This is a genomic window from Catellatospora aurea (assembly GCF_042663325.1).
Lineage (GTDB): Bacteria > Actinomycetota > Actinomycetes > Mycobacteriales > Micromonosporaceae > Catellatospora > Catellatospora aurea.
The window spans coordinates 55,003-68,535 of sequence record NZ_JBHTAC010000029.1 but is presented as its reverse complement, the minus strand read 5'-3'; the positions used below and the strand labels follow the sequence as shown (position 1 = coordinate 68,535).

11 protein-coding genes are annotated in these 13,533 nt (G+C 72.8%); 2 read left to right on the top strand and 9 right to left on the bottom strand.

Annotation, left to right across the window (positions count from 1 at the left end; genetic code table 11):
• Window positions 1-15: 15 nt before the first annotated feature.
• From ACFQO7_RS24915 to ACFQO7_RS24885, 7 genes are all read right to left on the bottom strand, one after another.
• Window positions 16-1,293: a PQQ-binding-like beta-propeller repeat protein gene (locus ACFQO7_RS24915; protein ID WP_376808633.1), complete on the bottom strand. Its 1,278-nt coding sequence runs from the start codon at window positions 1,291-1,293 to the stop codon at window positions 16-18.
• A gap of 21 nt (window positions 1,294-1,314) precedes the next feature.
• Entirely contained in the window at window positions 1,315-2,592 is a 1,278-nt protein-coding gene (locus tag ACFQO7_RS24910) for an outer membrane protein assembly factor BamB family protein (protein ID WP_376808632.1), read from the bottom strand.
• Window positions 2,589-3,881 (bottom strand): hypothetical protein, encoded by a 1,293-nt coding sequence (locus ACFQO7_RS24905; protein ID WP_376808631.1) that lies wholly within the window; start codon window positions 3,879-3,881, stop codon window positions 2,589-2,591. Before ACFQO7_RS24905 ends, ACFQO7_RS24910 begins: the two co-directional genes overlap by 4 nt.
• Window positions 3,878-5,176, bottom strand: a complete 1,299-nt coding sequence (locus ACFQO7_RS24900) for a hypothetical protein (RefSeq protein ID WP_376808630.1) — start codon at window positions 5,174-5,176, stop codon at window positions 3,878-3,880. Before ACFQO7_RS24900 ends, ACFQO7_RS24905 begins: the two co-directional genes overlap by 4 nt.
• Before the next feature lie 103 nt (window positions 5,177-5,279).
• Window positions 5,280-7,217 carry a 1-deoxy-D-xylulose-5-phosphate synthase gene (gene dxs / locus ACFQO7_RS24895; RefSeq protein ID WP_376808629.1) on the bottom strand — a complete coding sequence of 646 codons (1,938 nt, stop codon included), beginning with the start codon at window positions 7,215-7,217 and terminating at the stop codon, window positions 5,280-5,282.
• Window positions 7,218-7,382: 165 nt separating this feature from the next.
• The gene (locus ACFQO7_RS24890; protein ID WP_376808628.1) at window positions 7,383-8,588 is read right to left on the bottom strand and encodes a class I SAM-dependent RNA methyltransferase; all 1,206 of its coding nucleotides are present in this window, start codon (window positions 8,586-8,588) and stop codon (window positions 7,383-7,385) included.
• Entirely contained in the window at window positions 8,588-10,594 is a 2,007-nt protein-coding gene (locus ACFQO7_RS24885; protein ID WP_376808627.1) for an APC family permease, read from the bottom strand. Before ACFQO7_RS24885 ends, ACFQO7_RS24890 begins: the two co-directional genes overlap by 1 nt.
• A gap of 154 nt (window positions 10,595-10,748) precedes the next feature.
• Here ACFQO7_RS24885 and ACFQO7_RS24880 point away from each other — a divergent pair, with 154 nt between their 5' ends.
• Together ACFQO7_RS24880 and ACFQO7_RS24875 are read left to right on the top strand one after the other, a co-directional pair.
• Window positions 10,749-11,411 (top strand): potassium channel family protein, encoded by a 663-nt coding sequence (locus ACFQO7_RS24880; protein WP_360529893.1) that lies wholly within the window; start codon window positions 10,749-10,751, stop codon window positions 11,409-11,411.
• A gap of 11 nt (window positions 11,412-11,422) precedes the next feature.
• Window positions 11,423-12,115 carry a potassium channel family protein gene (locus ACFQO7_RS24875; RefSeq protein WP_120318650.1) on the top strand — a complete coding sequence of 231 codons (693 nt, stop codon included), beginning with the start codon at window positions 11,423-11,425 and terminating at the stop codon, window positions 12,113-12,115.
• Between the two features lie 146 nt (window positions 12,116-12,261).
• Here the strand turns inward: ACFQO7_RS24875 and ACFQO7_RS24870 are convergent, their stop codons facing one another.
• Window positions 12,262-12,963 (bottom strand): DUF3159 domain-containing protein, encoded by a 702-nt coding sequence (locus ACFQO7_RS24870; protein ID WP_376808626.1) that lies wholly within the window; start codon window positions 12,961-12,963, stop codon window positions 12,262-12,264.
• 31 nt (window positions 12,964-12,994) lie between these two features.
• Window positions 12,995-13,384, bottom strand: a complete 390-nt coding sequence (locus ACFQO7_RS24865) for an OB-fold nucleic acid binding domain-containing protein (protein ID WP_360529899.1) — start codon at window positions 13,382-13,384, stop codon at window positions 12,995-12,997.
• Window positions 13,385-13,533: the final 149 nt, after the last annotated feature.

The following is a 13,533-nucleotide window of genomic DNA, read 5'->3' as shown; positions in this document are numbered from 1 at the left end:
GGCGCGCGGCCCGGGTCAGTCCGTGAGCCGGTAGACGTCCAGTCCGATCAGGGACTGGCAGACCAGCGTCGCGCCGCCCAGCCAGCACCGGTCCAGGGTGATCCCGCCGGTGCCGACCAGCCGGACCCGGTCCGGCCGGGCCATGTCGACCACCCCGAACCAGGTCCGGTCGCCGTCGGTCCGGGTCAGCACCAGCCTGCTGCCGTCGGTCCCGGCCGGTGTCCAGCCGTCCAGCCGCAGCAGCTCCGCCCCCGTCGTGACGTCGCGCAGCACGCCGGCCAGCGGGCGCTCGTCGGTGCCGGTGAGCACCCGACCCGGCCCGAGCGGGGTGAACCCGCCGACCTGCCCCTGCCAGCGCACCGCGCCGTCGGTGGGGTCGAGCAGCCACACCTCGTCGGCCGCGCTGGCGCAGACCAGGGGCGAGCACGCGGTCAGGTAGACGTGGCGGCTGTCGAACGTCGGCGCGACGTCCCACGCCGGCTCCAGCGAGGGCAGCCGCAGCGCGGCCACTCGCCGCCGCCCGTCGCGCTCGTACGCCACCACCGCCAGGCTGCCGACCACCTGCAAACCGCTCGCCTGCGGGGGCAGCGGGTGAGCGGCGCTCAGCCCGCCGTCGAGGCCGACCATGCGCACCCGGTCGCCGTCCCGGGTGTCGACCAGCACCGCCCCGGCGAGCTGCCCGTCGACCAGGTGCGGGGCAAGCCAGAAGGACTTGTCGAGGGTGCGCCGCCACAGCCGCCGCCCGGTCGCCACGTCCCAGCCGCCGTACCAGTCGAGTGCGGCGGACATGCCGACCAGCACCGCGGTCGCGCCGCCGGGTCCCACGCCCAGCAGATACGCCCGCTCCTGCCACAGCCGCGCCCCGGTCGCCGGGTCCAGCCCGTACGTGGTCCACGGCTCGGCCGCCGCGGCGCTGTCGAGCACCGTCACCAGCAGCGTCCCGCCGACCTGCCGGGCTTCGTGCACCTCGGTGGAGTCGCCGTCCAGCGGCAGCCGCCAGCGCTGCGTGCCGTCGCCGCCGACGGCGACCAGGCTCCGGGCAGCCTCCCCGCGGTGCATCGCCAGCACCAGATCGCCCGCGAACACCACGGGTGCGGCGAGCGGGGGCGCGAGCTGGGTGGTCCAGCGCAGCGGCGTGGCCGGCACCGGTGCGGATCCGCCGCAGGCCAGCAGCCCGGCGAGTGCCACGATCAGCAGCGCCAGGGCCCGCCGGCCCGACCGGGACAGCCGCGGCCCGTCGTCCGGCTCATCGGCGAGCCCGCGCGGGTCGCCGAGGTCGATGAGCACGGTCACCCTGCCTCCCGCCGGGCCGGATCAGTCGCGCAGCCGCCAGAGGATCGCCTGGCCGCCATACCGTGTGCAGAGCAGGGTCCGCTGCTCGAACGCACACCGTTGCACATCACCGGGCAACTGCGCCAGGATCTCGGGCCCGTCCGGGCCGAGCCGGGCCACCTGCACCACCTTTCCCTTCTCCGCCAGCCGCACCAGCACCGTGACCGGCGCCTGCTGCCACAGCACCTCCCAGCCCGCGACGTCGGTCGTCAGGCCGGTGCCGAGGTCGATCAGCGTGCGCGGGCGAAGGCCCAGCCCGCCGTCCATGTCGCCCTCGCGGTCGAAGATGAACAGGTGGGAGCCTCGGGACAGATACGACTCGGTGGTCAGCCGGCGCACCACCGTGCCGGTCGCCCGGTCGGTCACCTCAAGGCCCCGGTCCGAGTCGGCCGTCCGTACGCATCGCAGCAGCGCACCGCAGTCGACACCCCACCCGTCCGGCGCGGGGCGGGGCAACTCCGCCAGCGTCGTCCCGTCGAACCAGGCCACCCGATGGCCGGCGTCGGTGGTGTAGCCGACGGCGAGCTCACCACCGCCGGCGAACGCGGAATCGACCGTCGCGGGCAACCGCACCCTGCCGCTGCGCAGTACCCGGCCGTCGCGCCCGGCGTACGCCGTCACCAGCCCGTCCGGGCTCACCGTCCAGGCGGTGCCGCCCTTGTCGTCGAACGCGGCGTTCACCGCGTCCGGCATGGTCCAGAGCGGGGCTCCGGTCCGCAGGTCGTGGACCTGGATCGCGGGCGCGCCGTTCGTCCCGTACATCGAGCCCGTGGTGTACACGGTGTCGCCGGCCGGCACCATGAGCTGCTGGATCCGCCACAGTTCGGCCCCGGTGGCGAGGTCGAGCGCGACGCTGAACTCCGCGCCGCTCCCGTCCGACTGCGCGATCACCGCGACGTCGGGCACCGCGGGCGAGACCATGATGTTGCTCATCTCGGGCCGGTCCGGCAGCTCCACGCTCCAGCGGGGGGCGCCGTCGGCCAGCTCGTACGCGGTGAGTCGGCCCTGCCCGCGCAGCAGCACCGCCCCCCCGACGAACACCAGGTCGGTGGCCCGCGCGTCGGCCACCGACACCCGAGCCACCTCGACGAGGCCCACCGTCGGCGGCGCCGCGCCGCCGAGCGCGAGCGGCAGCACTGCGGCCAGCGCCAGCGCGGCGGCCCGCAGGCGGCGGCCCGCCCCACCGGGTTCGGGCAGTGGTTCGCGCCAGCCGCCGCCCAGGTCGATGACCGCGTCCGGTCCCTGCGACACCGTGTTCATGGCAGCTCCTCCCCGATACGCCAGATGACGACCTCGCCGGACGTCGTGGTGCAGACCGCCGCCCGTGGCACGGTGGCGCACTGCACCAGCCCGTGCGGCTCCCGGCCGAGCGGGCGCAGTCCGTCGGCGGTCAGCTCGGCGACGTGGGTGGCGAACGGATCATGATCCTCGTGCCCGAGGATCCGGGCCACCTGCCCCGTCGTGGACAGGACGCGCCAGCCCGCCACATCCGTGCGCAACCGGCCGCTGCCCGGTTCCAGCCGGCCGCTGACGTCGCTCCCGACTCTGCCGTCCGCGAACACCAGCAGGCCCGCATCGCTGCCGACGTGCGCCGTGTCCGGCAGGGACCGGATCGGCGTGCCGGTGGCGCTGTCGATCAGGAAGGGCGTCGCCCCGTCGGCCGGATAGGCGCACGAGGTTCCGGCTCCGCAGTCGTACTCGCCAATCCACCGGTGCTCCGCGTTGACGGCGGCCAGCCCGTCTCGGGCGTACCACCGCACCCCGGCGACCTGTTCGAACCCGTCGGCGTCGACCCGGTACCCGAAAACACCGACCGCGTCGCGGCTGGTCAGGACGGCCCGCCGGGTGCCGTCGGGCAGCTCGACCCGGGCCCGGCGGCGCACCGCGCCCGTGGCGAGATCGTGCTCCACCAGCTGCCCGTCCCCGGCCAGCTCCCACAGCCCCGAGCCCCAGGCGTCCACGGCGAACGGCCGGGCCGGCACGCGCCAGCGCAACGCGTACGTCGCCGGATCGCGCACCTCGACCGCCGGGCGTTGCGGGTCGCCGGAGTACGCGAGCAGCAAGCCGCCGACCGGCTGCAGGTAGGCCTGCGCGCGCCAGCGCACCTGTCCGGTGATCCGGTCCACGGCCACCGCCTCGTTCGAGGCGTACTGCGGCTCCGTCGACGATTCGCCCTCCGGTGTGGACATTCCCAGCACGAGCAGGCCACCGGCGTCGTGGATGGAGTCCACCACGCGCGGCAGGCTCCAGCGCGGCCGGCCGTCGGCCGCGTCGTACGCCGTGATCGCGTCATGGGTCTGCACCAGCAGCGTGTCGGTGCCGGCCGTGGCGAGCAGGAACGCCTGCGGCTCGGCCCACCGGGCCAGCTCGGTCAGCCGGGCCGGCGGCCGTGGCCGGTCCGCGGTCACGGTGAGGGCGAGCAGCGCGAGGCAGAGCGCGGCGGCGGGCACGGTCCACCGGCGGCGCTCCGACGGTCGCTCGGCCGGATCGGCGGCCCAGCCCTCACCGAGATCGATCACGGCGGCACCGGACGACTCGGACCCGGTCACCGCTGCTCCTGGTCGACCCGCAGCACCACGATCTCCCCCGCCATCGTGGCGCAGATCAGGGTCCGCCCGGTCAGTGTGCACTCCCGCAGCAGGTACGGCACCGCCCCGAGGCGCACCGCCGCCCGCTCGGTCAGCTCCGCCAGGAACGTGCGCCGGTTCGGCAGGTCGTAATAGCCGAGCATGCGTACGAGATCGTCGTCGACCCCGAGCACCCGCCAGCCCTTCAGCCCGGTTCGCAGCTGCCCGGTCTGCGGATCGAGCACCCCGCTGACCGTCGGCACGCTGAACTCGGTCTGGCCGTCCTGGCCGAGCACCAGCGGGCCCAGCGGGCTGCCGGCCGTCTGCCCGGCGGGCAGGGTCCGCAGGACACCGCCGCTGGCCGGATCGACCAGGAACACCTGCTCGCCGTCGAAGGTGTGCGCACAGCGCAGGCCGCGCCCGCAGTCCTGCTCCCAAGCCCACTGGCCGGCCGCGCTCACCGCGGTGAGGTCGGTCGCGGAGTACCAGAGCGTCGTGCCGCGTCCCCAGCCACCGTCGCCGATCCCGGTGAGGCCCACCGCGTCGCGGCCGAGCGTCAGGTTCAGGTACCGGTTCGGCTCGGGCAGCCGCACCCGGGCCGCCCGGCGCACCGCTCCCGTGCGCAGGTCGTGCTCCACCAGTTCCCGGTCCGGGGCGATCCGCCACAGCGCCGACCGCCGCGAGTCGACCGTCCAGCTCAGCGCGGCGGGCACGCGCCAGCGCACCACGCCGGTCCGCGTGTCGCGCACTTCGATGTCCGGCACCACGGCGGCGGGCTCGTACGCGACCAAAACGTCCCCCCGCACCTCGACCTGCCGCTCGCTGCTCCACCGCCGCTGCCCGGTCGCCCGGTCCACGGCCAGCGCCCATTCGGGCTTCTCCTCGGCCGGCTCGTTCATCGCGTCGCCGCGAAACAGCACCACCAGGTCCTCGTACGCGACCGCGTGCACGATCGCGGCCTCCTGGACCGACCACAGCTCGTGCCAGCCGCGCGGGTCGTAGGCCACCGCGCGCTGATTCTCGAACACCATGACGAGCGCGTCGTCGACGACCCACGTGCTACCCGTCGACGAGGGCAGGAAAGCCAGCGTGGACACCTGCTGCCGGGGGAACGGATCAGCCGCGGTCACCCCGGTCAGCACCGCCGCCACCGCCAGCACCGCCGCCAGCAGGCGCACCCGGCCGGTCGCGACCACCGGCCCGGCGGGCTCGTCGGACTCGTCGGCCGGCAGCACGCCGAGGTCGATGACCGTGCCGCCGTCCGGCTCACGCACCACGCCCGCACCGCCTCACGCGTCCGCCCTCCGGCTCCGCGTGCTCAGACGCGCCGAAGCCGCCGACGGGTTGTCGTCGGCGGCTTCGGCGTTCGTGCGGTACGGGTCAGCCGCGCACTGAGGTCGCGAGCGGGGCCGGGGCGGCGGGCGTCACCGCGGCGGCCCACTTGGTCACCTTCTCGGTGATCTCCGGGACCGTGAGCCCGATCTCGGCGAGGATCTCGGCGCGGGTGCCGTGCTCGATCCACGTCGACGGCACGCCCAGGTCGCGCAGCGGCACGTCCACCTCGTTGTCGCGCAGCAGCTTGGAGACCGCGTCGCCGACACCGCCGGCCCGGACGCCGTCCTCCAGCGTCACCACCAGCTTGTGTTCGCGGGCGAGCGGCACCAGGTCCACCGGGGCCGGGCGCACCCAGCGCGGGTCGACCACGGTCACGCCGTAGCCGCGCTCCGCGAGCTTCGCGGCGACCTGCATCGACAGGTGGGCGAACGCGCCGACCGACACCAGCAGCACGTCCTTGCGCTCGGCCTCGGCCAGCACGTCGAGGCCGCCCAGGCCGTCGGAGCCGCCGACGCGGCGCAGCGCGGGCAGCGCCGCGGGCACCGAACCGGTCGGGAAGCGCACGATGGTCGGGCCGTCGGAGATGCCGATCGCCTCGCGCAGCTCCTCGCGCAGCGTCTCGGCGTCGCGCGGCGCGGCGATGCGCAGGCCAGGCACGACGCCGAACACCGACATGTCCCAGATGCCGTAGTGGCTCGGGCCGTCGGGGCCGGTGATGCCCGCCCGGTCCAGCACGAACGTGACCGGCAGCTTGTGCAGCGCCACGTCGAGCAGGACCTGGTCGAAGGCCCGGTTGAGGAAGGTCGCGTAGATGGCGACCACGGGGTGCAGGCCGGCCAGCGCCAGGCCCGCCGCCGAGGTGGTCGCGTGCTGCTCGGCGATGCCCACGTCGTACGCCCGGTCCGGGTACGCCGCGGCGAGCCGGTCGATGCCGGTGGACTCGGGCATCGCGGCGGTGATGCCGACGACGTCGGGCCGCTCGCCCGCGATCTCGACCAGCTCCTCGGCGAACACCTTGGTCCACTTGAGGCTGGGCGCGGCCAGCAGCTTGCCGGTCTCCGGGTCGAACGCGCTCGGCGCGTGGAAGCGGTCGGCCTCGTCGTTGAGGGCCGGCTGGTAGCCGTAGCCCTTCGCGGTGACCGCGTGCACGATCACCGGGCCGCCGAAGCGGCGGGCGCGGCCCAGCGCCGACTCCAGCGCGGCCTGGTCGTGCCCGTCCACCGGCCCGATGTACTTCAGGCCCAGGTCCTCGAACATCGCCTGCGGCGCGACCGCGTCCTTGATGCCCTTCTTGACCGCGTGCAGGGCGTCGAACAGCGGCTTGCCGACCAGCGGAGTCTTCTCCAGCGCGTCCTTGACCAGGTCCAGGACCTTCTCGTAGCCCGGGTTCAGGCGCAGCGTGGCGAGGTGGTCGGCCAGGCCGCCGATGGTCGGGGCGTACGAGCGGCCGTTGTCGTTGACGATGATCACCAGCGGGTTGTCCGTGGCGGCGATGTTGTTCAGCGCCTCCCAGCACATGCCGCCGGTCAGTGCGCCGTCGCCGACGACGGCGACCACGTGGCGCTTCTCGCCGCGCAGGGCGTAGCCCTTGGCCAGGCCGTCGGCGTAGGAGAGCGCGGTCGACGCGTGGCAGTTCTCGACCAGGTCGTGCTCGCTCTCGGCCTGGCTCGGGTAGCCGGTGAGGCCGCCGCGCTGGCGCAGCTGGTCGAAGCCGTCCATCCGGCCGGTGACCATCTTGTGCACGTATGCCTGGTGGCCGGTGTCGAAGATGAAGCGGTCGGCCGGGGAGTCGAAGACCCGGTGCATGGCCAGGGTGAGTTCCACCACACCGAGGTTCGGCCCGATGTGCCCGCCGGTCCGCGCGACCTTGGCGATCAGGAAGTCGCGGATCTCGGCCGCCAGGCCGGTCAGCTGCTCCGGGGACAGCGTCTTGAGGTCCTGCGGCCCTTTGACCGAGCTCAGCAGGGTCACACCCTCGTTCATGACTTCTCCTCGCTGCCGTACCGCACAGCACTCCGGTGGGGGTGCCTCACGTTCCGCTTACCCATGCCGGGGAAGTCTATCGGCCGCCCGCACGGCCGCTCACCGGCTCGCCACCCCTTCACGAGACCTTCACTCACCCCAGCTCGCCGTCCGGGCGACACCCGTTCACTCCCCCGGGTTCAGCAGGGCGACACATTCCACGTGGTGCGTCTGCGGGAAGCAGTCGTAGGCCCGCAGGGCCGTCAGCTTCCAGCCTTGCTCACGGAAGGTGCGCACGTCACGGCCCAGAGCGGCCGGGTCGCAGGCGACGTAGGCCACCGCTCGCGGTCCTGCCGCGGTGATCGCCTTGACCACGGCGGCACCGGCTCCGGTGCGCGGCGGGTCCAGCACCACCACGTCGGCGTGCGGCAGCCGCTCCTTGGGCCGCCGGTCGCGGTGCAGGGCCCGCTCCACGGTCGCCTCGACGACGCGCACTCCCAGCGCGGCCAGATTGCCCCGGGCCGCCGCGACACCGTCGCGCGCCGACTCGACCAGGGTCACCGCGCCGGTCACCCCGACCCGGTCGGCCAGGGCGGCGGCGAACAGGCCCGCTCCGCCGTACAGGTCCCAGGCGTGCTCGCCGGGGCGCGGGTCCAGCAGCTCCAGCACCGCCTCCACCAGCGTGTCGGCGGCGGCCGGGTGCACCTGCCAGAAGCCGCCCGCGGAGATCGTGAAGTCGTGCCCGGCGGCCCGCTCGACGATCCGCTGCGGCGGGTCCTGGACCAGCTGCGCGGGAGCGCTCGACGGCTTGACCACGTCGATCAGGTCGGTGTCCGGCCAGCGCCGCTCCAGCACGTCGAGCGCCTGGATCTCCGGGTGCGCGATCCGGCAGCGGCCGATCGCCACCACCTCGTTGGAGCGGTGCTTGAGCAGGCCCGGCCGGCCCAGCGCGTCCGCCCGGTAGCGGACCCGGGTGCGCCAGCCCTCGTCCCCACCGGGCAGCTCGGCGACTGTCACACCGAGCGCGTCCAGCTCGGCCTCACCCAGTCTCCCGAGCCGGACGAGCTGCTCGCGCACCACGGCCGCCTTCCACTCCCGCTGCGCCGGGGACGCGACATGCTGCAGGTCGCAGCCTCCGCAGCCGTTCGCATGGGCGTACGGGCAGCGCGGGGTGATCCGGTCCGGGGACGCCTGCAGCACCTCGACGCAGTCGCCGCGCAGGTAGGCCTTGTGCAGCTCGGTGATCTCCACGACCACCCGCTCACCGGGCAGCGCGTGCCGCACGAAGATCACCTGACCCTCGTGCCGGGCCACGCAGTGCCCGCCGTGCGCGATCGGCCCGACGGTCACCTCGACCTTGTCGCCCTCGTAGAGCTCGGTGTCGGCGGCCATCAGACGTCCTCACCGGCGCGCGGGCCGCGAGCCGGGGTGCGCACCAGGTCGCGGTCCAGCCGGTCCAGGTCGGTGCTGTTGGTGGAGGCGAGCTGCCAGGGCACGCTGGTGACCATCACGCCCGGCTCGTACAGCAGCCGGCCCTTGATGCGCAGCGCGGACTGGTTGTGCAGAAGGTGCTCCCACCACCGGCCGACCACGTACTCCGGGATGTAGACGGTCACCACGTCGCGCGGCGAGGCTCGGCGCAGCGACTTCACGTAGTCGATGATGGGCCGGCTGATCTCCCGGTAGGGCGAGTCGACCACGGTCAGCGGGGTGTTGATGCCCCGGCGCTCCCATTCGGCCTGGATGGCGCGGGTGTCCGCGACGTCCACGTTGACGGTCAGCGCGGTCAGCGTGTCCGGCCGGGTCGCCTTCGCGTACGCGAGCGCCCGCATGGTCGGCAGGTGAAGCTTGCTGACCAGGACGATGGCGTGGTTGCGGGCCGGCAGCACCGGCCGCTCCTCGGACGGCACCAGCTCGCGGGCCACCGTGTCATAGTGCTTGCGGATGCCCACCATGATCGCGTAGATCACCGCCATCGCCGCGATCGAGATCCACGCGCCGTGGGTGAACTTGGTCGCCAGCACCAGGATCAGCACGAAGCCGGTCAGCACCGCACCGAAGCCGTTGATCGCCCGAGCCCGCTGCATCCGGCGGCGGGCCGACACGTCGCGCTCGGTGCGCAGCAGCCGGTTCCAGTGCCGCAGCATGCCGATCTGCGACAGCGTGAACGACACGAACACCCCGACGATGTACAGCTGGATCAGCCGGGTGGTCTCCGCCTGGAACGCGATGACCAGCACCGCCGCGAAGAAGGCCAGCAGCAGGATGCCGTTGGAGAAGGCCAGCCGGTCGCCGCGGGTGTGCAGCTGGCGCGGCAGGTAGCGGTCCTGCGCCAGGATCGAGCCCAGCACCGGGAAGCCGTTGAACGCGGTGTTCGCGGCCAGCACCAGGATCAGCGCGGTGACCGCGATGACCATGTAGAAGCCGATCGAGAAGTGGTCGAAGATCGTCGAGGCGAGCTGCGCGGTGACGGTGGGCTGCACGTAGTTCGCGGGCACGCCGACGATCTGCTGCTGCGGATCCTCCACGTACTGCAGGCCGGTCTTGAGGCTCAGCGCGACGATCGAGACCAGCATGATGATCGACAGCAGGCCGAGCAGCAGCAGCGTGGTGGCGGCGTTCTTGCTCTTGGGCGGTTTGAACGCGGGCACGCCGTTGGAGATGGCCTCGACGCCGGTCAGCGCCGCACAGCCCGAGGAGAACGCGCGCACCAGCAGGAACGCGAAGGCGAAGCTCGCGCCGACCTGCAGGCCGTGCTCCGGCAGGATGGTCAGGTCCGCGCTCGGGGCCTTGAGGTCCTCGCCGAGCACGAAGATCCGGATCACGCCCCAGCCGATCAGGCCGAGCATGGAGAACATGAACAGGTAGGTCGGGACGGCGAACATGAGGCCGGACTCGCGCAGGCCGCGCAGGTTCATCGCGGCCAGCAGGGCGATCAGCAGCACCGCGGTGACCACCTCGTGCCGGCCGATCAGCGGGATCGCCGCGCCCAGGTTCTCCACGCCCGACGAGATCGACACCGCCACCGTGAGCACGTAGTCGACCAGCAGGGCGCTGGCCACGGCCAGACCCGACTTGGACCCCAGGTTGACCGTGGCAACCTCGTAGTCGCCGCCGCCGGACGGGTAGGCGTGCACGTTCTGCCGGTAGCTCGCGACGACGGTCAGCATCACCACCACGACCGCCAGCGCCACCCACGGGGAGTACGCGTAGGCGGCCGCGCCCGCGATCGACAGGGTCAGCAGGATCTCACCCGGCGCGTAGGCGACGCTGGACAGCGCGTCCGAGGCGAAGATCGGCAGTGCGATGCGCTTGGGCAGCAGGGTGTGCTGCAGTCGGTCGGAACGGAACGGCCTGCCGAGCAGGAGACGCTTCAGCAGGGAGGTAGGGCTCGCCACATGTGGGAGCCTACGACGCCCGGGCGCGAAGGCACGTGGCACTCTGATGTCGCGCGCCGTACGCGCGCATGGCAGGCTGGGCGAAGGTGGCAGTCCTGGGCGCACCGCACCGCTTTCTGTCACGGGGCCAGGACACCGGTCGGGAGGGCGTGACGTGCACGTTGTGATCATGGGGTGCGGCCGGGTCGGCTCGACGCTCGCGCACAGCCTGGAGGCGCGCGGGCACTCCGTCTCGATCATCGACCAGGACGCCGACGCGTTCCGGCGGCTCTCCCCCGATTTCGCGGGCACCACGGTCACCGGCGTCGGCTTCGACCGCGAGGTCCTCGTCCAGGCCGGCATCGAACGGGCCGACGCCTTCGCGGCGGTCTCCAGCGGCGACAACTCCAACATCATCTCCGCGCGGCTGGCGCGCGAGACGTTCGGCGTGCAGCGCGTCGTGGCCCGCATCTACGACCAGCGCCGCGCCGAGGTGTACGAGCGGCTGGGCATCCCCACCGTCGCGACCGTGCGCTGGACCGCCGACCGCATCGTGCGGCACCTGGTGCCCGAGGGCGCCACCGAGCTGTACCGCGACCCCACCAGCACCGTCGCCATCATCGAGACCCCGGTGAACCCGGCCTGGATCGGCCACCCGCTGCACGCGCTGGAGGAGGCGACCGGCACCCGCACCGCGTTCCTGATGCGTTTCGGCCTCGGCACGCTGACCACCGCGTCGACCGTACTGCAGGACGGCGACCAGGTGTTCATGCTGGTCACAGACGACATCGCGGAAACCGTCACCAAGATCGCCGCCGCGCCGCCGGCCGCGGCCTAGGAGGAGTCACCATGCGGGTCGCCATCGCCGGGGCGGGCAACGTCGGGCGCTCCATCGCCCAGGAGCTCATCGAGAACGGCCACCAGGTCATGCTGCTGGAGCGCCAGCCGCGCATGCTGCGCCCCGAGCGGGTGCCCGCCGCAGACTGGGTGCTCGCCGACGCCTGCGAGCTGTCCAGCCTCCAGGAGATCAACCTCGCCGCCTGTGACGTGGTCGTCGCCGCCACCGGCGACGACAAGGTCAACCTGGTCGTGTCGCTGCTGGCCAAGACCGAGTTCGCGGTGCCCCGGGTGGTCGCCCGGGTGAACCGGGCCGAGAACGAGTGGCTGTTCACCGAGCAGTGGGGGGTGGACGTCTCCGTCTCCAAGCCACGCGTCATGGCGGCCCTGGTCGAGGAGGCGGTGACGGTCGGCGACCTGGTCCGGCTGATGACCTTCCGGCACGGCGAGGCCAACCTCGTGGAGATCACCCTGCCCGAAGACGCCCCGCACGTGGGCCTGCCGATCCGCTCTATCCCGCTGCCTCCGGACAGCGCCCTGGTCGCCATCGTGCGCGGCCGCCGGGTGCTCACGCCGACCCCGGACGACCCGGTCGAGGCGGGCGACGAGCTGGTCTTCGTCTGCACGGTCGAGGTCGAAGAGCAGGTCCGCTCGGTCATGCTCGGCGCCGACAGCGTCGAGAAGACCCGCTCCCGCCGCCGCTGACCCACTATCGGCCGGCACGGCCCGCCCCGCTTTTCACAGACGTTGGCCTATCTCATCGAAAAACTCGCGATCGGAGTCGATGAGACAGGCCAACGTCTATAACGATCGGGCGCCCGTGGGTGCCGTTCGGGAAGTGCGGAAGGTGATCAGGCAGGCTGGGGCGCGTCCCGGCGGACGCGGCGGACGACGCCGAAGCTGATCACCACGAGCAGGGCGAACAGCGGCGTGCCCATCACGATGCGGGCGATGCCGAGGGCGGTGCCCTGCTCGGTCATCCACAGCCCGCCCTGGACGGCCACCTTGATCGCGAACACCACCGCCCACAGCGCGGTCAGCTGGGAGAAGACGCGTACCAGCCGGTTGTCCTCGCGCCAGTCGTTGCGCCCGCCGTTGGCGATCACCGACCAGAACCAGCCCACCATCGGGTGGCGCAGCGCGATCGAGCCCAGCAGGATCACGATCTGGCCCATGGTGATCCAGATGCCCGGCAGGTAGAAGTCGACCTCCTTGCCGGAGTCCCAGGCCATCCAGGCCCCCAGCCCGATGCCGAACAGTCCGTTCAGCGCGAAGCGCACGGGCCGCTTCTGGATGAGCCGCACCACCGCCACGCCGATCGCCACCGCCGCGGACGCGCCGATGGCGAACTGCAGCGCGGTGCGTGAGTCCTCGGCCGGAAACCAGAAGCCCAGCACGATGTTGGTCAGCACGAACACGATGACCGGGATGGCCGCCTCGGTCATCCCGCGCCAGCCGCCCAGCTGCTGCGCCACCTGCTCGGCGAACGGCGGAAGCTGCTCGAGATCATCCTCGGCCACGGCACGATTACGATCGGTGACAGGGTCGCTCATGACTGCTCCTCGCTGCGTGCGGATCGCTCGCTCACGCGGCCGCTTCCAGCTCGTAGTAAGGGTTGTAGATGACCTTGCGACCGTCGCGTACGGCGACCCGGCCGCGCACGTGCAGCCCGCGCCCCGGCTCGATGCCGTTGATGTGCCGGCGGCCCAGGAACACCAGGGTGATCAGGTCCGTGCCGTCGTAGAGGTCGGCTTCCAGGGTGGGCAGGTTGGTACGCGGCGTGTAGACGACCGTACGAAGCCGGCCGCTGACGTTGACGAGATCGCCGCGGTGCACGGTGTCCGCGCAGACGCAACCCGCGAGTTCGGTGTCCCGGCGCAGCTCCTCCGACTCGAGTTCGGAGTCGGTGGCGGTGAGCCGGTGGAGCATGCCACGCAGCCCCTTGTGCCGTGATCGGGCGTCGTCGGTCGACATGACCTGCTTCATCCTTCCCCGTCGGGGCGAGGTCCCCGAGCGGCGCGTAACAGCCAGCCTACTGCGGGGCGACCCGGCTGGGGACACCCCGGCCCGAACATGGGACAGCCCCGGGCGCGCCGCCGTCGCAGCGGCGCGGCCGGGGCCGG

Bases quoted from the DNA above. Each gene is read 5' to 3' on its own strand.
- ACFQO7_RS24910 (WP_376808632.1), bottom strand. From the start codon at position 2,592: ATGAACACGGTGTCGCAGGGACCGGACGCGGTCATCGACCTGGGCGGC.
- dxs (WP_376808629.1), bottom strand. From the start codon at position 7,217: ATGAACGAGGGTGTGACCCTGCTGAGCTCGGTCAAAGGGCCGCAGGAC.
- ACFQO7_RS24890 (WP_376808628.1), bottom strand. From the start codon at position 8,588: ATGGCCGCCGACACCGAGCTCTACGAGGGCGACAAGGTCGAGGTGACC.
- ACFQO7_RS24875 (WP_120318650.1), top strand. From the start codon at position 11,423: ATGCGGGTCGCCATCGCCGGGGCGGGCAACGTCGGGCGCTCCATCGCC.
- ACFQO7_RS24870 (WP_376808626.1), bottom strand. From the start codon at position 12,963: ATGAGCGACCCTGTCACCGATCGTAATCGTGCCGTGGCCGAGGATGAT.
- ACFQO7_RS24865 (WP_360529899.1), bottom strand. From the start codon at position 13,384: ATGTCGACCGACGACGCCCGATCACGGCACAAGGGGCTGCGTGGCATG.